This is a genomic window from Flavobacterium sp. LS1P28 (genome assembly GCF_003970335.1).
Classification (GTDB): Bacteria; Bacteroidota; Bacteroidia; order Flavobacteriales; family Flavobacteriaceae; genus Flavobacterium.
This window is the reverse complement of sequence record NZ_RYDI01000001.1, coordinates 128936-151333: the sequence shown is the minus strand read 5'-3', so window position 1 is coordinate 151333 and position 22398 is coordinate 128936. Positions and strand designations below refer to the sequence as shown.

General features: G+C 36.6%; 16 protein-coding genes and 1 tRNA gene. 11 read left to right on the top strand and 6 right to left on the bottom strand.

From position 1 onward, the window contains the following. Positions 1-78: 78 nt before the first annotated feature. The 8 genes from EKL97_RS00585 (at position 79) to EKL97_RS00550 (ending at position 9217) form a co-directional block, all read left to right on the top strand. Positions 79-1083, top strand: coding sequence for an AAA family ATPase (locus EKL97_RS00585; RefSeq protein ID WP_126452140.1), 1005 nt, complete (start codon positions 79-81; stop codon positions 1081-1083). Positions 1084-1163: 80 nt separating this feature from the next. Next, a complete protein-coding gene (locus EKL97_RS00580; RefSeq protein ID WP_126457681.1) occupies positions 1164-2027 on the top strand; it encodes a DUF58 domain-containing protein in 864 nt (287 codons plus the stop codon). 17 nt (positions 2028-2044) lie between these two features. After that, positions 2045-3673 (top strand): hypothetical protein, encoded by a 1629-nt coding sequence (locus tag EKL97_RS00575; RefSeq protein WP_126563571.1) that lies wholly within the window; start codon positions 2045-2047, stop codon positions 3671-3673. Further along, on the top strand, positions 3673-4674 hold the full coding sequence (locus EKL97_RS00570; protein WP_126567772.1) for a vWA domain-containing protein: 1002 nt from the start codon (positions 3673-3675) through the stop codon (positions 4672-4674). The genes EKL97_RS00575 and EKL97_RS00570 overlap by 1 nt, the downstream gene beginning before the upstream one ends. A gap of 129 nt (positions 4675-4803) precedes the next feature. After that, complete coding sequence (locus tag EKL97_RS00565; protein WP_126457678.1) at positions 4804-5835, top strand: vWA domain-containing protein; 1032 nt, start codon at positions 4804-4806, stop codon at positions 5833-5835. 46 nt (positions 5836-5881) lie between these two features. Next, entirely contained in the window at positions 5882-6634 is a 753-nt protein-coding gene (locus EKL97_RS00560; RefSeq protein WP_126567771.1) for a tetratricopeptide repeat protein, read from the top strand. A gap of 20 nt (positions 6635-6654) precedes the next feature. After that, the gene (locus EKL97_RS00555) at positions 6655-8400 is read left to right on the top strand and encodes a BatD family protein (protein WP_126567769.1); all 1746 of its coding nucleotides are present in this window, start codon (positions 6655-6657) and stop codon (positions 8398-8400) included. A gap of 73 nt (positions 8401-8473) precedes the next feature. Further along, positions 8474-9217, top strand: a complete 744-nt coding sequence (locus tag EKL97_RS00550; protein WP_126567768.1) for a tetratricopeptide repeat protein — start codon at positions 8474-8476, stop codon at positions 9215-9217. Between the two features lie 236 nt (positions 9218-9453). Here EKL97_RS00550 and EKL97_RS00545 read toward each other — a convergent pair whose 3' ends face one another. The 6 genes from EKL97_RS00545 to rseP all read right to left on the bottom strand — a co-directional run bounded on the left by EKL97_RS00545 (position 9454) and on the right by rseP (position 18310). Continuing rightward, the gene (locus EKL97_RS00545; protein ID WP_126567766.1) at positions 9454-9891 is read right to left on the bottom strand and encodes a hypothetical protein; all 438 of its coding nucleotides are present in this window, start codon (positions 9889-9891) and stop codon (positions 9454-9456) included. Between the two features lie 236 nt (positions 9892-10127). Further along, positions 10128-10517: a Dabb family protein gene (locus tag EKL97_RS00540; RefSeq protein ID WP_126561412.1), complete on the bottom strand. Its 390-nt coding sequence runs from the start codon at positions 10515-10517 to the stop codon at positions 10128-10130. A gap of 294 nt (positions 10518-10811) precedes the next feature. Further along, complete coding sequence (locus tag EKL97_RS00535; RefSeq protein WP_126567764.1) at positions 10812-14033, bottom strand: WD40/YVTN/BNR-like repeat-containing protein; 3222 nt, start codon at positions 14031-14033, stop codon at positions 10812-10814. A gap of 513 nt (positions 14034-14546) precedes the next feature. Continuing rightward, complete coding sequence (locus tag EKL97_RS00530) at positions 14547-16190, bottom strand: amidase family protein (RefSeq protein WP_126567763.1); 1644 nt, start codon at positions 16188-16190, stop codon at positions 14547-14549. A 564-nt stretch (positions 16191-16754) separates the two neighbouring features. Continuing rightward, positions 16755-16828: transfer RNA gene (locus EKL97_RS00525), tRNA-Asn, on the bottom strand. Between the two features lie 138 nt (positions 16829-16966). Further along, the gene (rseP, locus tag EKL97_RS00520) at positions 16967-18310 is read right to left on the bottom strand and encodes an RIP metalloprotease RseP (protein ID WP_126515356.1); all 1344 of its coding nucleotides are present in this window, start codon (positions 18308-18310) and stop codon (positions 16967-16969) included. A 200-nt stretch (positions 18311-18510) separates the two neighbouring features. On the opposite strand from rseP, the gene EKL97_RS00515 reads away from it, so the two are divergent. From EKL97_RS00515 to EKL97_RS00505, 3 genes are all read left to right on the top strand, one after another. Beyond that, positions 18511-19578, top strand: coding sequence for an NADH:flavin oxidoreductase/NADH oxidase (locus EKL97_RS00515; protein ID WP_126567761.1), 1068 nt, complete (start codon positions 18511-18513; stop codon positions 19576-19578). A 374-nt stretch (positions 19579-19952) separates the two neighbouring features. Continuing rightward, positions 19953-20993 (top strand): Gfo/Idh/MocA family oxidoreductase, encoded by a 1041-nt coding sequence (locus EKL97_RS00510; protein WP_126554052.1) that lies wholly within the window; start codon positions 19953-19955, stop codon positions 20991-20993. 171 nt (positions 20994-21164) lie between these two features. Continuing rightward, positions 21165-22376 (top strand): MFS transporter, encoded by a 1212-nt coding sequence (locus tag EKL97_RS00505; protein ID WP_126452111.1) that lies wholly within the window; start codon positions 21165-21167, stop codon positions 22374-22376. The last annotated feature ends 22 nt before the right edge of the window (positions 22377-22398 follow it).

Sequence of the window (22398 nt, the reverse complement as noted above, 5' to 3'; positions counted from 1 at the left end):
ACATCTTACTTCTAAAAAAAAATTCAATTTGCACCTTCAAAACGACGGCATTAAATTCAAGGTTTTAAAAATAATAAAATGGAAGAAAATACAGCGGCTTTAGACATCAGAGCAATCAATGAAAAAATTGAAAGAGAGAGTGCTTTTATAGACCTTCTCACAATGGAAATGAACAAGGTTATTGTAGGTCAAAAGCACATGGTGGAGCGTTTGTTGATTGGACTTTTGGGTCAGGGTCATATTTTATTAGAAGGAGTTCCCGGATTAGCAAAAACATTAGCGATCAATACGCTTTCACAAGCGGTACATGGTTCTTTCAGCAGAATACAATTTACGCCGGATTTATTGCCTGCGGATGTTGTGGGAACAATGATTTACAATATTAAGCAAAATGAGTTTTCGATAAAAAAAGGACCAATTTTTGCTAATTTCGTCCTTGCGGATGAGATAAATCGTGCACCTGCCAAAGTACAATCCGCCTTACTGGAAGCCATGCAGGAAAAGCAAGTAACTATTGGAGACACTACTTTCAAACTAGACCGTCCATTCTTGGTTTTGGCTACTCAAAATCCTATTGAACAAGAAGGAACGTACCAATTGCCTGAAGCCCAGGTGGATCGTTTTATGTTGAAAACGGTTATTGATTACCCAAAAATGGAAGACGAACGTTTGATTGTTCGCCAGAACCTGAAAGGGAGTTATGAAAAAGTTAATCCAGTAGTTTCAGTAGAGCAAATCTTGCGTGCACAGGAAGCCGTTCGGGAAGTATACATGGATGAAAAAATAGAGAAATACATTCTGGATATCGTTTTTGCCACACGGTACCCGGAGAAATACAAATTGGCTGATTTGAAACCGTTAATCAGTTTTGGAGCATCTCCTCGAGGAAGCATCAATTTAGCAAATGCTGCAAAATGTTACGCTTTTATCAAACGTCGCGGTTATGTAATTCCAGAAGATGTTCGGGCGGTAGTGCATGATGTATTGCGTCACAGAATTGGTGTTACCTACGAAGCAGAAGCCGAAAACATTACTTCAGTCGATATCATTAACAAAATTGTAAACGAAATAGAAGTGCCATAAAAGTGAATAGTAAAAAGTGAATAGTAATTAGCCTTTTTTGGTTGCTACTCACCACTCACTTCTCACTCATTACCAAAGAAATGGATACAAAAGACCTCTTAAAAAAAGTACGAAAAATAGAAATCAAAACCCGAAGATTGAGCGATCACATCTTTTCGGGGGAATACCACACATCTTTTAAAGGGCGCGGAATGACGTTCAGCGAGGTGCGTCAATACCAGTTTGGAGATGATATTCGTGCTATTGATTGGAATGTTACGGCGCGATACAATGAAGCGCACGTAAAAGTGTTTGAGGAAGAACGGGAATTGACCATGATGTTGATGGTGGATATATCAGGATCAGAAAGTTTTGGTTCGAAAAATCAATTCAAGAAAGATATTGTTACGGAGATTGCGGCAACAATGGCTTTTTCAGCCACACAAAACAATGATAAAATAGGTTTAATTTTGTTTTCTGACGCAATCGAATTGTATATTCCGCCAAAAAAGGGAAGATCGCATGTATTGCGCATCATCAGGGAATTGATCGAATTTCAGCCCAAAAGCCGTAAAACAGATCTTGCCCAAGCCTTAAAATTTTTATCGGGAACCCAGAAAAAGAAAGCTATTGTGTTTGTAATTTCTGATTTCATGTCGGAAGAGTATGAACATACATTAAAAATAGCCTCTAAAAAACACGATATAACTGGGATTCGCGTGTACGACATTCGGGAAGAAAAAATGCCGAATTTAGGGATGGTTTCTATGCTTGATGCCGAAACCGGAGCAATTGAATTGATAAATACCAGCTCGAAAGCAGTGCGAATGAATTATGAAAAACAGTACCATAATAAAGTAACCTATTTTAAAGAAACATTCAGTAAATCAGGTTCAGGTGTGGTAAACACAAGAGTTGATGAAAGTTATGTGACTAAATTGCTGAGTTATTTTAAATCGAGATAAGGGTTCAATAATAAAAGATGAAAAAACAATTATACCTACTATTGCTGCTTTCTACGGCTGTTTTTGCACAACAAAAGCAAGTAGTCACAAGTATTGATACAATTAAAAATAAAATTGGTGCCGAATTTAAATTATCTATAAAAACTACTGTTGATACTTCGTCTAAGGTCATTTTTCCAAACTTAAAAAACCTTGGCGCTTTAGAGGTGATTCAGTCGTATCCTATTGATACGGTCAAAATGGACGGCCGTTATGAATTAATCAAGAAATACGGGTTGACCCAATTTGATTCTGGCAGATATGTGGTTCCAAGTATCAAGATTTTTATCAACAGCAAACCGTTTTTTACGGATTCGCTTTTGGTTGAGGTAGCGAATGTTCAAGTGGATACTTTGAAACAAAAAATGTACGACATCAAGGACATTGCTCCTGCGGATAATTCAATTGGGGATTGGTGGAAATACCTGCTGATTGTTGCTTTGATTGGTGGTATAGGAGCGTGTATTTATTGGTTTATTAAAAAACGACAAGAGAAAAAACTACACAAAGAAATTTATAAAACGCCTATAGAAAGAGCGACTAGTTTGCTGGATTCTTTGGAGAAAAAAGAACTTTGGCAAAAAGGAGAAGTCAAAGCCTATTACAGTGAATTGACTGATATTGCCCGAAATTATATTGAAGAAGCCATAGAAATTCCAGCTATGGAAAGTACTACATCAGAGCTGATTCTTGGACTTAGAGCGGCTTCTGTCAAAAAGAAAATGACGCTTTCGAAGGAAATTATCGATAATCTGGAGCGTGTTTTGAAACAAGCCGATTTAGTGAAATTTGCCAAATCGAAACCATTGGATTTTGAAATAACCGAAGACCGAAATAAAATTCAAAAAGCAATTTTAACCCTGGACAGCTCCATTCCGCTGGAAGTTCCAGAAGCAGAAGAGATACTGTTGAATGAAGCACAAAGACAAAAACAAATTCAAATTCAGTTGCGCAAACAAAGAAATAAACGGATTCTTACGGCCAGCGCTATTGTACTTTTTTTATTGGCAGCGACCACCACTTTTTTTATTGTTACCAAAGGGTTTAGTTATGTGAAAGACAATATCATTGGTCATCCTACAAAAGAATTATTAGAAGGCGAATGGGTAAAAAGTGAATATGGAAATCCAGGAATTATCATAGAAACACCAAAAGTACTCAAGAGAATAGATCTGACTAAAACGCTTCCTAAAAATGGAATGGCATTGATTAAAGAGATGCAATCGTTTGTGTATGGTAGTGTTTTAGATCGTTTTTATGTGATGGTTTCTACGTTAAAATTCAAAGCAGAAACGCAAATTGATTTGGCTAAATCGATGGACGGGATATTGCAATCATTAGAATCCCAAGGAGCTCAAAATATGATTGTTAAACAAGAAGAATTTGAAACCAAAGAAGGGGTCAAAGGGATTAAAGCCTACGGCACTTTTTCCCAAGTTGATGGCGGTGATGCGACAGGTGTAAAAATGTACTATGAAGCAGTATTGTTCAGTCAGGAAGGTGGATTACAACAAATTTTACTTTTTCATGAAGAAGGAGATACCTATGGCAATGAAATCTCAGAACGAGTTTTGAACTCGGTCGAATTAAAACAAGCAAGTAAATAATGGATAAAATAACTTTTTTGAACCCAGAATTTTTTTGGCTGTTTCTACTGATTCCAGTTGTGATTGTCTGGTTGCTTTGGACAAAAAACGAACAGATCGCAACATTAAAAATTAGTTCTATAGCAGGATTTAAAGGCGCAGAGTCGTATTTGACAAAGTTAAAGCCACTGTTGAATGTATTACGGGTTTTAGCATTGTGTTCTTTAATTGTTGCCATGGCCAGGCCAAGAACGGTGGATGTAAGCAGTAGAACAAAAACAACTAAAGGAATTGATATTGTTATGGCAATGGATGTTTCTGGGAGTATGCTGGCCAAAGATTTGAAACCAAACCGAATGGAAGCATTGAAAAGAGTCGCAGCTGATTTTGTTGAAGAACGACCAAATGACAGAATAGGATTAGTGGTGTATGCCTCGGAAGCGTACACAAAAACACCGGTGACCAGCGATAAAGCAGTAATCCTAAATGCGATTAGCACTATAAAATACGATACTGTTTTGCAGGACGGAACCGGAATCGGGATGGGATTAGCCACTGCCGTAAACCGATTAAAAGACAGTAAAGCCAAAAGTAAAGTCATTATTCTTTTGACAGATGGTGTGAATAATGCTGGGTTCATTGAGCCGGAAACAGCCTCAGACATCGCCAAGCAATATGGAATAAAAGTATACACAGTAGGAATTGGAACTAACGGAATGGCCATGTTTCCCTATAAAATAGCACCTAATGGAACGTTTTTATTCCAAATGATGAAAGTGGAAATCGACGAACAATTAATGAAAAGTATTGCCAGAAAAACGGACGGAAAATATTTTAGAGCCACCAGCAATAGCAAGCTGGCCGAAATTTATGCCTCCATCAATAAACTGGAAACTACAGAAATAGAAGAATTAAAATTCTATGATTACGATGAAAAATTCAGGCCTTTTATATGGTTTGCCGGTTTTTTGTTGTTGCTGGAAGTAGGACTAAGGAATACAGTTTTTAAAAGCTTTATATAAAATCCCCACCCCAGCCCTCCCCGAAGGGAAGGGAGCACGAACTGGAATATTGGAATTAGAATGACCAAGTTTAGAATTTTGATTTAGGGTAAAAATCTAAGATCAAAATTCATAAATCTAAAATTAAAAATGGAATTAGACGAAAAAAAATATTTATACCTTCTTTTTATACTGCCTCTTTTAGTGTTGGTTTTTCTGGCCAATTTATATTGGAAAAGAAAGAAACAGCGCGAGTTTGGAGATTTAGAAATGGTAAAAAAATTAAGTCCGGAAAGTTCCGTTTTTAAGCCAGTATTAAAAATAGTCGTGCTGATTTTAGCTTTTCTTGGGCTGATTTTTGCTTTGGTAAACCCAAAGATTGGCACCAAGATGGAAACCGTAAAACGGGAAGGGATTGACATTGTTTTTGCAATGGATGTTTCTAAAAGTATGCTGGCCGAAGATGTTGCGCCCAATCGATTGGACAAAAGCAAGCAAATTGTCTCACAAATCATCAACCAGTTAGGAAGCGATAGGATAGGTATTGTGGCGTATGCCGGAAGTGCTTTTCCGGTATTGCCCATCACTACGGATTACAGCGTTGCAAAAATGTTTTTGCAAAGCATGAATACTGATATGGTTTCCTCCGTAGGAACATCGTTCAACGAGGCAATCAAATTATCGTCAACCTATTTTGATGATAAAAAAACGAGTAAGTTATTGATCATGATTTCGGATGGTGAAGACCATAATGAAGGTGCTGAAGAAGCGGCTGAAGAAGCCAATAAGTTGGGAATTAAAATTATTACAATTGGTGTTGGAACTGAAAAAGGAGGTACAATCCCATTGAAAAGAAATGGAATTATTGAAGGTTTCAAGAAAGACAATAACAACCAAGTGGTTATAACGAAGTTGGTTCCAGAAAGTCTGACAGCGATTGCTAAAGCCACAAAAGGGGGTTATGTAAACGGAAATAATACCAAAGAAGTGCTTGAATATGTAAAAAATGCATTGAATAATATTCAAAAAACCGAATTTGAAGCGACGGAAATGGCGGATTTTCAATCGCAATTTCAATGGTTTTTGGGGTTTGCCTTCTTGCTGTTATTTGTGGATGTCTTTCTATTGGAGAGAAAAACAAACTGGGTTAAGAAATTGAATTTATTTAACGAAAATAAATAATTATTTCCTAAAGGTTCTTAACCTTCTGGATTTATAGATACAATAAATGAAAAGATTTAAAATTATCATAATTGCTTTTTTAATGATTGCTTTCTGCGGAACGGCCGGTTTGTACGCACAACAAAAAGACCGAATTTTGCCTAAAGCAAATGCAGAATATGCGGAAAATAAATTCGCAGAGGCAGAGGCTAATTACAGAATTTCGGATTCAAAATTCCCTAATAGTACCGCTGCGTCCTTCAATCTTGGAAATAGTATTTACAAGCAAAAGCAGTCTGGAGAAGCCAAATTTGCGTACGCCAAAGCATTTAAAAATTCAAAAACGAGACCTCAAAAACACAGAGCCCTGCATAATTTGGGAAACGTATTCATGAATGAAAAGGATTATACTCAGGCGGTAGAAGCGTATAAAAACGCCTTGCGAAATGACCCAACCGATGAGGAAACCCGTTATAATTTTGCTTTGGCCAAAAAAATGCTGAAAGACAATCCGCCAAAGGATGACAAGAAAAAAGACGACAAGAAAGATAAAGATAAAGACAAGAAAGACGATAAAAAGGACGAGAAGAAAGACAAAAAAGAGGAAGATAAAAAAGACGATAAAGGCGATCAGGACAAAGATAAAAATGAGCCAAAACCCAATGAAAATGGGGAGCCAAAACCAGCACCTGGAGGTATCTCCAAACAACGTCTGGAAAATTTACTAGATGCTGTAAATAGAGAAGAAAAGAAGGTTCAGGATAAGGTGAATGCCCAGAAAGTAAAAGGAAAACCAGTTAAAACGGAGAAGGATTGGTAATTCAATTAGACAGTTTGAAAATGAAAAAATATATAGCAGCAATCGTTTTATTGGTGTGCAGCTCCCTTAATGCTCAGGTTCAGTTTGAGGCCAAAGTCAGCAAAAGTACGTTGGGCTTAAATGAGAGGTTGCGTATTGATTTTATGATGAATGTAGATGGGGATAATTTTGTGAAGCCTTCATTTGAAGGATTTAGAATTGTTGCCGGGCCCAGCCAGCAAGTAAGTCAGTCCTGGGTAAACGGGAGAAGTTCTTTTGAGAAAGTCTATTCATATATTCTTTTGCCAAATCAAAAAGGAACCTTGGTTATCAAGCAGGCAGCCATAGAGTTTAATGGTCAAATTTATAAGACAGCACCAGTAAAAATAAATGTTACTGAGGCTACGCAACAACCCAGAGATCCAAACGATTCACAAGTGTCTGCGGATGAAAACTTATATCTTGTTGCCGATGTGTCTAAAACAAATCCGTACATCAACGAACCCATTACGGTCGTGTACAAATTGTATTTTGCAAATATTGGCATCTCAAATTTAGGAGAACTGACCAAGCCAAAATACAATGATTTTTGGAGTCAAAATATTGAAATAAAACAGCTTGCTGCCGAAGAGGGGATGTTTAAAGGCCAAAATTATCGCTATATCGTGCTAAAAAAAGTAGTGCTATATCCGCAAAAATCAGGAAAACTTAAGATCGAGCCCCTATCATTAGCAGTTGATGTGCAGTTACCAACGAACCAAAGGGATATGTTTGGTCGAATGGTACTAACGGAAACGACCCAAAGAGTTTCGGCCGGAGCCAAAACCATTACCGTTAAACCACTACCCGAGTCTGGAAAACCAGAAAATTTTACCGGAGCGGTTGGAAGTTTCGACTTCAAAGTCACACCGTCTAAAACCGATTTAAAAAACGGAGAAAGTCTGGATCTTGTTGTCAGCGTAACCGGAAAAGGGAATCTAAAATTGTTCAGTTTGCCAAAACCAGTTGTGCCAAATGCGCTGGAAATGTATGATGCCGTTCACAGCGAAGACATCAGTACACCACTTTCCGGTATGAGCGGAAAAATGTCAGACAGTTATACTATAATTCCGCAATACAGAGGGAATTATCCAGTAAAACCAATGCTGTTTTCTTATTTTGATTTGGATTCCCGTACGTATAAAACACTCCGTTCTCCAGAGATTATGATCCATATTCTTGATGGCCCTTCTCCGGCAGATTCTTCCGCTACAGCTGGAAATAAAAATAAAATTGCAGCGGTTGAAGAATTTAAAACGATCAAGTCAAAAACCCATCTGGTTACCATTGATAAAGAGGATTTCTTTGGATCGAATTTGTTTATTGGATTGTTAGTACTGCCTTTTTTATTGGTTCCAATAATTGTGTTATTCAAAAAGAAAAAGGAAGCTATGGATGGCGATATTTCCGGAAACAGAATCCGAATGAATAATAGACTGGCCAAGAAATATTTATCAGTGGCCAAGAAACAAATCAATAACAAAGAACTGTTTTACATTGCACTGGAGAAAGCGATGCATAATTTCCTGAAGGCAAAATTACACATTGAAACCTCTGAAATGAGCAAGAATAATATTCAGGAATTATTGTTGTCCCGAAATGCAAAACCAGAAGCTGTAAACGATTTTATTGCGCTTACTGAAAATTGTGAAGTGGCTCGTTATGCACCTTCATCCAGTGTTACAATACAACAGGATTTTGATAAAGCAGTTTATATCATCGCTGCGTTGGAAAAACAGATTGCTTAATAAAAGTACTAAAATTAATTTTTGAGTAAATACACTATGAGCCTTTGTGCCCTCGTTGCAAAAAAAGATAATGATGAAAAATATACTATACATACTTTTACTTTCAACTCAGTTTTTCTTTGCCCAAAACGGCTTTGAAAAAGGGAATGCGTATTATGAAAAGGCAAAGTACACTGAAGCCGTGGCTGCCTATGAAAGTGTTTTGAAAACCCAGCAGCACTCTTCGGAATTGTATTTTAATTTAGGAAATGCCTATTATAAATTGAATCAGGTTGCGCCTTCGATCTACAATTATGAAAAAGCATTAGTGCTCAATCCAAACGATCAAGGAAGTATAAACAACCTGAAATTCGCTCAAAAAAGAACAATTGATGAAATTAAAGTAATCCCAAAAGTAGGTTTTGCAAAATTAGTTCGTGATTTCACGGGAATTTATCATTATAATACCTGGGGATGGGTTTCTGTAGGATTGGCTGCCGCTTTTTTGTTGTTTTTTATCGGGTACTATTTTTTACAAAGAACACTTCCTAAACGGATTTTCTTTTTTGGAATGTTTCTGGCTGTTTTTCTTTTACTAATGGCGCTGGTCGCAGCTATTATTGAGAAAAGTCATTTTGATACCGAAAAACCAGCCATTGTTTTTGCCGAAATGGCGAATGTGAAAAGCGAACCCAGAAATAGCGGTAAATCTATTTTTGTGCTGCATGAAGGAACTAAAGTTTATGTGAAGGAAGTCATCGAAAAATGGAAAAAAGTGCAACTAACAGATGGAGCCGAAGGCTGGATAGAGAGCAGTGCAATTAAGGAAGTGAAATAATAGTTCACGGTTTCAAATTGTCCAGTTTCTTTATTTATAGCAGAAACAGGGCGGTTTTCATGGTAATTAAACTGACCGCCACCATATTTAAAATCAGTTTCAAAATTGCAAATTCTACAGTTGGCATTTAATATTTGTCTCATGTTTTTATATTGAAACTTTAAAAACATAATCACCCCATGACATAAGTATTATTGCGATTAAATGCCCAATTTACTCTGAAACTTAGTGAGAATTTAATGCAGATATAAATACAGTAAATTATGAAAAATTGTTTTCCATTTTATTTGGTTAATTTTACCATCATGAATTAATAAAATCCTCCCTTTCGTAAGTTTTAATGATTGACTTTCTGCAATTTCAGAGTTTATAAAAACGCTATCATCTTTTGATATCTCCCAGTAATTTTTTTGATGTACTGTAATTTCTGTTTCAGAAGAAGTTTTGTAAATGTTAACTGTAAAAATCTGTATTATTGTATTGTTTTTGACTTCATATATTTTTTTTTCGTTGCTTATTTGATATGAGCCGTCTTTAATAACCTCATTGTTTATAGATACTTTATTTCCAATTTCTACTTCTGCTAAATAATATGATCTTTCTATTTCAAAAATTTTGCCATCAACAAGTTTTTGCTCAACAACAAATAATTTTTCCCGACGAATGTTATTCAAATAATTTCCAATATCTAAATCTGGAATTACATTTTCATTTGCTAAAGTGAAAAGCTTAATGCCTGTTTTGCACGAAATCGCAAGCTGGGGTAATTCAAATCAAGCAAAAAAGATTATTGCAAAAATGGTAAAGTAGAAAATTGTAATGGCTGAAAAAAATAAGAATTCATTAATTTTTGTTTAGAATCTCTTAATTATGGTAAAAGTATTTGATCTAATATCTCAAGATTCAAGGCCTATAAGTCTATTGCATCATAAACCAAAACTTTCTCCCAAAGATGGGAACAGTTTTTTACAAAATCCTGATGAATAGGGTGGTCCTGATATATTTTTTGACCCGCTTCATCATCAAAAAATAACAGTTCTGAAACGTCCCAAGAAGTGTCTACTACTTCCCGTTTTTCCGTAGAAGCTAATATACCCAAATGAAATTGGCGAACCGTTGGAATTGCTGCTAAAGTTTTCAAGCCGGAAATCAATTGCTGTTTATCTTCTTCCGATTGGGGGTTCTTTAACCAAAAAAACACATGGTGTATTAAATTTTTTTCATTGGAGTGTTTTGTGAATCCAAAAGCACCTGCAATACCTACTAAAGCCGCCGAACCAATAAACTGTCTTCGTATCATCTGATTAATTTTAAATGTAAATATCTAAATTAAAAATAGAATAGGATCACTATTTATCTCAAATTTTAAAAGGAGAATGACTGCTGTTTTTGAAACAGAACGGTTTTTGCAAAACAAGATAGTTTTTCTAATTAATCACCACGAAGCCCGGCTTTCACTAAAGCCTTAAAACAAAAAAGACCTTACATTGCTGTAAAGTCTTTTTAAAAAGCTCCTCTCTTGGGCTCGCCCCTCGGGACAGATTAGCAGTTAAATCTCGACTGCGCTCCATTTGACAAGATTGATACGATCTAATTATTTTATTTCCTTATCTAAAATAATGGCAGGAATTTGCTGTTTCATTACAAAAGCATTAAATTTCTTGACATCGTTATCCACGATATCTTTTATTTTCTGGAGTTCGGCATCTATTTTCATAGCTAAATCTTCATAAACAACATAAGCATTTCGGGTTGGTTTTGATTCCGATGACGAAATATTGGATCCTAATCCAGCCATTTTATCGTTCAATTGAATTGGGAAAGCTAACACATCTTGTGGTGCTTTAGCTTTTGGCTGCATTAATGATGACTCAATTTTATCCAAATTTTCCAGAGTCGATTTCGTCATTTTTTTCATTTGATTGACTGCCACAGTATCTTTTACAGTTGCTATGTATCCATTAATTTGCGTCCGAATTTTTCGCAGTTGGTTAATCGCGAGATGAGCTTCATTGACTTTTTTATTTACTTTTTGGTGCAAGTCAAATTGCTCTTTTAAATCAGCATCACTCGTGGTCATTCGAGGATCAAGTTTGATTTCAACAGCTGACTCTGCAATAATGGTTTTGTCTTCAATTAACCGAACAATATAAGATCCCGGTACTACTTTTGCGCCAATACCAGATCCTGCCCACATTACATTAGTTCCGTCAACTGCAGTTGCATTTGGATAGCGCATATTCCATACAAATGAATTCATACCTGCTTTTGCGGTGATGAAACCCGCTTGCTCTTTTTTTGGATCTTGATAAAATTCCTTGGAAATTTTCATGGGCTCACCCTTCATGTCTTTGGTTGAAGAGTAGGTATTTATCGTATCTCCTTTGAGTGTCAGAAACTGTAATTTTATCTCAGTTGAAGGTTTCTTTTTGAAAAAGTAACGTACAATTACTCCATTTGGGGCATTAGTTCCTGAACTCATGTCATCGCTTTGTCCGCCTTGCATTCTATAAGCAGGACGCGGTTTGAAAAGGTGTTTGTTTCCTTTTACTGTTTTGTCTTTTATTTCATAAAGCGGTGTAATATCATCTAATACCCAAAAAGATCGGCCGTGGGTTGCAACGATTAAATCCTTTTCTCTTTTTTGAATTCTTAAATCTCGGATAGGAGTAACCGGTAAATTCAAGTTTAGTTTTTGCCAAGAATCCCCATCGTTGAAGGAAACATAAACGCCTCGCTCAGTTCCAGCAAACAGTAATCCAGGTTTGTTAGGATCTTCACGCAATACTCTGCAATATTCATCAGATGGAATCCCATTGGTTATTTTAGTCCAACTTTTTCCATAATCAACCGTTTTGAACATATACGGTGTACGATCGCCGTACATGTATTTATTGGCTGTTAAATATGCTTTTCCTTTTTCGTGTTCTGAAGTGTGAATCATACTAATCAAAGAAAAGTCAGGTAATACTGTTGTTGGTAATGAGATATTCTCCCATTTTGCCCCATTGTTTTTAGTGATATGTACTAAACCGTCATCAGATCCGGTCCAAATTACCCCTTTTTCTAGCGGTGATTCTGAGAGGGTGAATATAGTAGCGTATACTTCCGCTCCTGTTTGATCCTTAGTTATTGGTCCGCCCGTTTCTCCTGTAGTTTTTGGATCATTTCGGGATAAATCAGGACTTATAATTTCAAATGAATGACCTTGATCTTCCGTCACGTGTACTACCTGAGAGGTAACATACATTCTTTTTGGGTTGTGAGGCGAAAAAACAATTGGGTACGTCCATTGAAAACGGTATTTTTTAGCACTAGAAGGAGCCCCAATATTCGATTCTGGATACGGAGAGATATCTTTTCCTTGGCCTGTTTTTTTGTTGTAAGAACTCAATTGACCGTCGTACTCGCCACCGTATGTAATGTCAGCATTCGTTGGATCTGCCTCGATGTATCCTGCTTCGCCACCCGCAACGGCGTACCAAGATTCAGGACCTATACTATTGCCACTAGTTCTAGAAGCAATCCGAATGGAAGAATTGTCCTGCTGAGCTCCATAGATATTATACGGAAATTCATTGTCTACTGATACATGATAAAATTGAGCGGTTGGTGTGTCTAATTCCGTGAAGGTTTCTCCACCGTTGAAGGTTACTTCTCCACCACCATCATCGCCAATTATAAAGTTATCTGGGTTTAAAGGATTTATCCATACATCATGTGTATCTCCGTGTCGGACATTTATTTTTTTAAAGCTTTTACCGCCATCACTGGTTTTCCAAGCGTCTACATTTAATACAATTAATCCATTTTCGTTTTTAGGATCGGTTTGTAAATTCATGTAATACCATGGTCTTTGCCAAAGATTTTTATCTTCATTAATCAATTCCCAGTGCTCGCCTGCATCGTCAGATCGATATAGTCCGCCTTTTGTATTTTCGATCAAAGCATACAAGCGATTCGAATTTACTGGAGACACAGCGATTCCCATTTTTCCGAGGATTCCAATTGGCATTCCTGGTTTTTCGTTAAGCGATTTCCAAGTATCACCGCCATCAATAGATTTGTACATTCCAGATCCTTTTCCTCCTGATGACATAGAATGACCGTTACGATACCCTTCCCAAAGCGTTGCGTAAACAATTCTAGGATTGGTAGGATCGATACGAACACACATGGCGCCCGTTTTTTCATCTTTAGAAAGAACTAATTGCCATGTTTTTCCACCATCTTTTGATCGGTAAACACCGCGTTCCGGATTAGATTTAAAAGGATTTCCCATTGCTGCAACAAAAACGATGTTAGCATCAGAAGGGTGTACTTCAATATTAGCGATTGCATCCGCTTTATCGAGGCCAGATTTTGACCAGGTTTTTCCGCCGTTTACAGATTTATACATTCCGTCACCAAAAGAGATATTGGATCTCATATCCGCTTCGCCCATTCCTACATATACCACATTTGCATCAGATGGGGCAACTGTAATTGCACCTACAGCAGATGATTTAAAAATACTATCAGAAATAGGAAACCACTCATTTCCTCCATCAATTGTTTTCCAAACGCCACCTCCTGTTGCACCAAAATAATACGTCAAAGGGTGGTTGGCATGTCCTGCTACCGCAAGTGATCTTCCCGATCGAAAAGGTCCGATATTTCTCCATTTAAGCGCATTAAATACGCTATCTGAGACAAAATTTGAAGTTGTTTTGTTTTTTACATTCTTTTTTTGAGCATAGCCTAAGCTAGTGGAAAGTGTTATAAAAAAGACAAGAACGATACTAAAGTTAATTCTTTTAAAATAAGTTTGGTTCATAGGTTTTAATAGATTGGTTAGTGGTTATTAAATTTTAAACTTCAATAAGGATTTGCCATTTTTAGTTTTAAACACTGCATATTGGAAAAACACATACCTAGTTATTTATCAAATATAAGAATTAATTTAGTAGTAATTGTAGTTGTTAAACGGCGTTGCATGGAAGCACAGATTTGTAACCAAGTTAAAATGGTTATCAACAAATTTTCCTATTTCTATCTTTGAACTAGGTGATGTCTTAATTTCATTGTGAATTTAAAACAAAAAAGACCTTACATTGCTGTAAAGTCTTTTTTAAAAAGGTTCTACCGATAGCTATTGAGGCTAGTTCGGGTGATTTATTCGATGATTAACTTTTTATATGTTTTCAAGTAATCTCATTGAAATTTCAGGATTCTGTATTAGGTTTTCAATATCAATTTTGCTTTGCATCTTCTTGCTTTAAATTAAAGTTGTAACCAACGTACAAGTGATTTAATAGATGCGGGTAGTTTTAATTTTAATCTTTTAAAACTATTTATAGTCTTGCGGTAATTTTCGAATTTTTGTTGCTTTTTCAAAGGCAAATCCCATTTTTAAAAGGCTGTCTTCATGATACGGTCTGGCTATAAATGTAAGACCCCATGGCTCTCCCGTTGTTTTGTAGCCCATAGGAATAGTAAGGCAAGGGTAGTTGGCCGCAGCGGCATGACCGGCGTTATTATTGTTTATGGATAAGATAGCGTCGAGTTGGTATTTTACCATCGGTTTTTCAAAAAAATTGACTCCTTCTTTTTTGATTTTGGCCTTTATTTGCAGTAATTCTGCTTCAGTAGTGTTTTCGGCTAGCATTTGTTCAAAACGTCCTTGTCCGTAGGGAATTTTTAGTATCGAATCATTTTTATTGTACGCTATAATGTCAGCAATAGAGCGGATAGTAAGTTCATTTGATGCATATTTATTCAAATAATTAGGAAGATCAACTTTCATGTCGGCACTAAGTATGGTGCCAAAACCGTCGAAGTTCATTGGTTCTGGATCATATTCAACGACTATGCCACCTAACTTAATTATGGTATTGATACTCTGCTTATAAATTGAATCTCCTAAAAAGTTTTTAATGGCACCAAATCGTAATCCTTGCAGCGTTCCCGACTTTAGATCATCGAGGTACTTTATGTTTTTTGGATTGTTCTTGGTTGCAGGATCATTATTGTCTTCTCCACTCATAGCCGAAAGAAGGATTCCACTATCAGTAACATTTTTTGTCATTGGCCCAGGCGTGTCTAATGTACTTGAGATTGGAATAATACCCGTTCGGCTCAATAAACCAGTAGTTGGTTTTAGACCAATAATTGAATTTTGCCACGAAGGAGAAAGAATAGAACCTGAAGTTTCAGTTCCCACTGCTGCCGCTGCATAATTGGCGGCTACCGCAGCACCACTTCCTGAGCTCGAACCACCAGTGTCAAATATTTTCCGTCCATAGGGATTAAGCGTTTGCCCTCCCACTGCACTATAGCCATTAGGACCAGTCAGGAAAAGGAAATTAGCCCATTCGCTTAAGTTTGTTTTACCTAAAACAATAGCACCTTTATCTTTTATTTGGGTAATTATAAATGCATCTGCAGCGGTATTGTTTCGTAACAAATGTGTTCCTGCGGTGGTAGGCATGCCTTTAACGTTTGTATTGTCTTTTACAAGTATTGGAATACCGTAAATTGGATGGTCGTGATTGGATTTGTTTTTATCTCTCTTTCGTGCTTCATTAACTGCTTCAGGGTTAATAGCTACAATTGCATTTAGCATCTTATCTTTATCATTTTCATATTTGACAATTCTGTATAAATACCACTGTGTCAGTGTTTCATAGCTAAGGCTGCCAGATTGAATATGGGATTGAATGGTGGGAATGTTTTGTTCTAAGATTAAAGGTTTTAGTCTTTGATAATCGTCTTCCGAAAAAGCACCTATCTGTTGTGTTATGTTTTCCCAAATAGTGTTTTTATCCAGAATTTTTGACTGGATCAATTTGTATTGCATTTTTGTTGATGCGTTGGTAGCATTTTTTGCTAGTTCTTCGGTTTCGTCATAAGGGGCCCATGCCGGAATAACTGTTTTTTGAGTTGGCTTACAAGCCAGTATAAAAAAGAGAGAGAGGAAAAGAATTTTCTTCATTAAATCTAAATTTAGGGTTATGTATTGGTTTTTTTTAGGTCAGTTCTAGTTCGTTTTTACACTATTTACTTAATCGAAGCAACTATAAACAAAAGGTGTTGGATGTATATTCGAAAGAAAAGATATTAAAATCCGCAAGTTCAAACAGGATTAAGTGTCTTTATTTATTCCCGAACCTATTTGTAAATAATAAGTCATGTGATCGAAATTCAAAGATATACAATTAATGTACTATTAGCGTAAAATTATAGCAAAGGCAGGATAGGATTCTTTAAAAAAAGGAGGTGGGTTTTTGGCAAGAGGCACTATTAGAATTGTAGTTTTTTTTTGATTCATGTTTCCGTTTTTTAGAGTTAAACAATTGGCATGACAAGTCAGAATATAAAATGGGTACCTCGAGATTTTAGATGGGTACCGAATAGTGTGCCTTTTTTTTATAAACGAACCTAGCAACTTGGCAAAATCTAGAATTAGCTTTTATCTACTGAATCACCCTGAAGTCCCGCTTCCACTACCGCTTTAAAATAAAAAAGACCTTACATTGCTGTAAAGTCTTTTTAAAAGCTCCCTCTCTTGGGCTCGAACCAAGGACCCTCTGATTAACAGTCAGATGCTCTAACCAACTGAGCTAAGAAGGAAACTGTATATTTTTATTCTGGTAAAAAATGAACGTTTTTGTGTGCTTATTAATGAAGTTTATTTCACTTGTAAAGCGGTGCAAATATAGGGCTTAATTTGATTTCTGCAAGCAAAAATAAATTTTTTTTTAATTTTTTTTACTTCCCTACAATTGCCTTGTAAATGTCGTTTCCGTTAGCAAATAATAACAGTGTTATAAGTAATACGAAACCAACCATTTGCGCATTCTCTAGGAATTTGTCACTTGGTTTTTTACCACTGATGATTTCATATAATAAAAACATAACGTGACCTCCATCAAGTGCCGGAATAGGCAATAAGTTCATTACACCTAGCATTATGGATAACAATGCAGTGATGTTCCAGAACACTTCCCAGCTCCAAGTATTAGGAAAAATGTCGAAGATGGCTTTGAAACCTCCCACTTGTTTGTAGGCTTTAGTCTCCGGATTGAAAATCATTTTCAACTGTTTTCCGTATCCTACTAATTGATCTTTTCCTTTAGTAATCCCAACCGGAATAGATTCTAAGAAACCAAATTCTTGTTTGCTAATTTTGTAATAGCCCAGTTTTTCAAGTGAAGCCATTCCTAATGACCCAACAGTAATCCCTAATTCTCCATTGCTAGAAACAATAACAGGTACTTTTATCTCTTTTTCATCTCTTAAAACAGTGGCTGCAATTGTTTTATTCTTGTTTTTTTCTAAAACAGATTTTACTTGGTCAAAATATTTTGTGGACTGTCCGTTTAATGAAGTAATAATATCTTTAGGCTGCAGGGCAGTGTTCAAAGATCCTTCGGAGATAGATGTTATTGCATACGGCATTCGGATCGATACCAATGGTACTTTTTCCTGTTTTGACAATTGGTCTACAAAGTCATTTGGCATTTTGATTGCTTGTTCCGCACCATTTCTTTCAATAAGAATCTGTTTTGCCATAATAACCTTCATGGTTAGATCATTGTCAAATCGGGTAATTTTTTCACCATCAACAGATAAAATATGATCACCGGTTTTGAAACCAACATTTTGCATCGCTTTATTTTCAATCAATAAACCATCTTTCAAATCCGCATTTGCTATGAAAATATCGCCATAAGCAAATGCCATTCCGATATATATAATGAAAGCCAAAATAAAATTTACGGTAACGCCTCCCAACATAATAATCAAACGTTGCCAAGCCGGTTTAGAGCGAAATTCCCAGGGTTGCGGAGGCAAGGCCATTTGTTCCTTGTCCATGCTTTCATCAATCATTCCGGAAATTTTCACATAACCGCCAAGAGGCAACCACCCGATACCGTATTCAGTTTCGCCAATTTTCTTTTTGATAAGGGAATATTTAACATCAAAAAATAAGTAGAATTTTTCGACTCTGGTTTTAAACAGTTTAGCAGGAATGAAATGTCCTAATTCGTGAAGTATAATCAGTAATGATAAGCTCAATAAAAATTGAGAAAGCTTGATAACTATGTCCATTTTTTAATTTTAGTTCTTTTACAACTCACAAAAGTAAGGTTTTCTATTTGTTTAATTCGCAATAATTGTTCCATACCGTTTTAAATGTTTGTTAATTAATGAAAATTCAGTCCCTCGTTTCGCTGCTGTCCCGTAACTTTACTTTTTTTAAAAGGAAATTCCCTTTGTCTTTATTTTAATTACATACTTAAATTACTACTATGTCATCTCAATTATTTTCTCCACTCCAAATAAAAAGCATCACGCTTAAAAATAGAATTGCAATTTCTCCTATGTGCCAATATTCTGCTCATGATGGCTTTGCTCATGATTGGCATCTTGTGCATCTGGGAAGTCGCGCCAGCGGAGGCGCAGGATTAATCATTCAGGAAGCGACTTCGGTTTCTCCAGAAGGCAGGATTTCTCCGGGCGATTTGGGACTTTGGAAAGACGAACAAATCGAAAAAATGCAGCAAATTAATCAATTTATCATCAATCAGAATTCAATTCCCGGAATCCAATTGGCACATGCCGGAAGAAAAGCCAGCGCCGCATCACCATGGAACGGAGGTAGAAAAGTAGCTAAAATACAAGACGGTTGGGATCCAGTAGCGCCAAGTGCTGTAGCCTATCATGACAATGAAGCAATACCAATTGCATTAGACCAAACAGGAATTCAAAAAGTAGTTTCCGACTTTAAATCAGCCACAAAAAGAGCGCTTCAAGCAGGTTTTCAAGTGATGGAAATCCATGCCGCACACGGGTATTTGTTGCATCAGTTTCTTTCGCCTTTGTCTAATTTTAGAACCGATGAATACGGTGGAAGTTTCGAAAACCGAATCCGATTGACACTCGAAGTCGTTGTAGCAGTTCAAGCTGAGTGGCCGGAAAACTTGCCTTTATTCGTTAGAATCTCAGCAACAGACTGGGCAGAAGGCGGGTGGAATGCTGAGGAATCTGTACAACTTTCGAAAATACTAAAAGAAAAAGGAGTGGACTTGATTGATGTTTCTTCGGGAGGATTAGTTTCGCACCAACAAATTCCGTTGGGACCAAATTACCAAGTCCCTTTTGCAGAAAGCATAAAAAAAGAAACCGGAATCCGGACTGGCGCCGTAGGTTTAATCACTAATGCCGCCCAAGCCGAGGAGATTGTTGCTTCAGGTAAAGCGGATTTAGTGTTATTTGCCAGAGAGTCCCTGAGAAATCCAAATTTAGGATTGACATTTGCCCATGACTTAAAGGCGGAGATCGAATGGCCAAAACAATACGAAAGAGCAAAAAAGTAAAATTTTGAAACATATAAGTAATGACTAAAATTTAATGTCGTATTTTAATAAAGCACTAAATTTCTTTGCCACAGATTTCACAGATTAGCACAGATTAATTCGTTATGTAATTTTAAAAATCTTTTTAATCCTTACAATCTGTGGCAAAAAATCTTTTTAATAATTGCGACAATATATCTTTCTTGCTACTTAAGTCATATAAGTAACAGCCACTGTATAATGTCGTGTTTTAAAATTAGACAAAATGACGCAACAGATTGATTTTAAACTACTGTTTGCAATAGTGTTCCTTTTGACTTTATGACGTTTAAACTTTCGACTTACTTGAGTTTTGTTTTTAAAAAGTATAAATCAATGTTATATAAAATAATACCATGCAAAAAATAAAAACAGCTTTGCTTTCCTACGGAATGTCCGGAAAAGTATTTCATGCTCCTTTTTTAGAATTTCATCCCGGATTTGAGCTGCTTGGTTCTTGGGAACGAAGTAAAAAATTGATTCATCAAGATTATCCTTCGGTGAAAAGTTATGCCACGATGGAAGAGCTATTAGAGGATGATCTTGATCTGGTGGTAGTCAATACCCCTGTAGAGACACATTACGAATATGCTAAAAAAGTGCTGTTGGCCGGGAAACACGCCATTGTCGAGAAAGCATTTACCACAACGGTTGCCCAAGCGCAGGAATTAGCTGCTATCGCTAAAGAAAATGGATTGAAACTGGCCGTTTTTCAAAACAGACGATGGGACAGTGATTTCAAGACCGTCCAGAAAATCATTTCAGAGAAAGTTTTGGGAGATCTTATAGAAGCCGAAATCCATTTTGATCGGTACAATCCGCTTTTGAGTCCAAAACAACACAAAGAAACCGCCAATTCCGGTGCTGGAATTCTCAAGGATTTAGGGCCACATTTAATCGATCAGGCCTTGTGCTTATTTGGATTGCCACAATCTGTTTTTGCTGACATCCGCATCACACGGGAACATTCTTTGGTTGATGATTATATCGATATTTTACTGTATTATTCTAACTTTCGTGTCCGATTAAAAGCGGGTTTTTTTGTCCGGGAAGCGATTCCCGCTTATATTATTCATGGAAAAAAAGGGTCATTCCTGAAACCGCGTGGCGATGTACAGGAAGACGAATTAAAATTAGGAATGAAACCCAATCTGGATGTTTGGGGAACGGAATCAGTTGAAAAAAGAGGGTTGTTACACACGGAAATAAAAGGCAAAACGGTTCAGGAAATCACACCCACGCTTCAAGGGAATTATTATGACTTTTTTGACGGCGTATATCATTCGATTACAAATGAATCTATAGAACCGGTTACGGCACAAGAGGGTGTTCAGGTTATGCGAATTATTGAATCGGCAATCCAAAGCAGTGCGCAGAAAAAAGTAATTGACCTATAAAATCTACCGCGAATTCGCTAATTTTTTTAAACTTTTGTGAAAATTAGTGAATTCGCGGGAATTACTTTTTATGAACAATAACGTTGTAGCTTGCATCAAATGTGTGGCTCTGACACAACCAATCGTTGCTTTTTGTAATTTTGGCACAATAAAATTCTAAAACAAATCACTTTGATAGATTTAAACTTTTTAGGAAGGTCAAAAACGAAAGCTAAATTCAAGAAAACATATAAAGATGCTAAGATTTCGTATCTGAAAAGAATTCGTTGGGCAGTTTCTATGTTCTATTTTGGTATGGGTTTGTGTTTTGCTACTTGGGCCAGCCGAATTCCGGATATTAAAACAGCATTGCACCTAAGCGAAGGGGATTTAGGGAGTATTTTATTTGCTTTGCCACTAGGACAACTGGTGGTGATGCCTTTTTCCGGTAAATTGGTCACTCGTTTTGGCAGTCATCGGATCTTGATTTTTTCCTTGCTTTTTTATGTTTTTAGCTTGACAAACTTGGGCTTGGCTGTTGCGGCTTGGCAATTGTCATTGGGATTATTCGTGTTTGGAATTTTTGGAAACTTGTCTAACATAGCCGTGAATACACAGGGTGTTTACACAGAAGTACTTTTCAAAAAAACAATTATGTCCTCTTTTCATGGGATGTGGAGTTTTGCCGGATTTACAGGTGCTTTAGTAGGATTGGGTATGCTGGCATTTGAGTTGACTCCGTATGTTCATTTTTTGATTGTTGCCGGAATAGTACTATTGATGATGGCATTTAATTATAATTTTTTGGTCAAAGCCAAAGAAACGATCCAAGTCGAGAAGAAAAAAATGTTTTCAAAACCAGATAGCGGTTTAATTTGGCTTGGTGTCATTGGCTTTTGTTGCATGGCCAGTGAAGGTGTTATGTTTGACTGGAGCGGCGTTTATTTCAAAGATGTTATCAAAGCACCCGGACCATTAGTGATTTTAGGATACACTTCTTTTATGATTATGATGGCAGGTGGGCGTTTTTTAGGGGATGGACTGATCCGTAAATTTGGAAGAAAAAGAGTCTTACAAATAAGTGGTATCATGATTTCGGCAGGACTTTTTACAGCAGTACTTTTTCCTTTTATTATTCCCGCAACCCTCGCTTTTATGTTTGTAGGACTAGGTGTTTCTACTATTGTGCCTACTGTATATAGTGTTGCCGGGAAAACACCAAACGTTTCTCCCAGCGTAGCCCTAACCACAGTTTCCAGCGTAAGCTTTCTTGGATTTTTGATGGGTCCGCCTATTATAGGGTACATCGCTGAGTTGTCCAGTCTGCGATTTTCATTCGCATTTATAGGTATTTTTGGATTTTTGATAGCACTGATGGTATCCCGAATTAAAGCTATAGACTAATTGAATTTTTGATTCTAAAAAC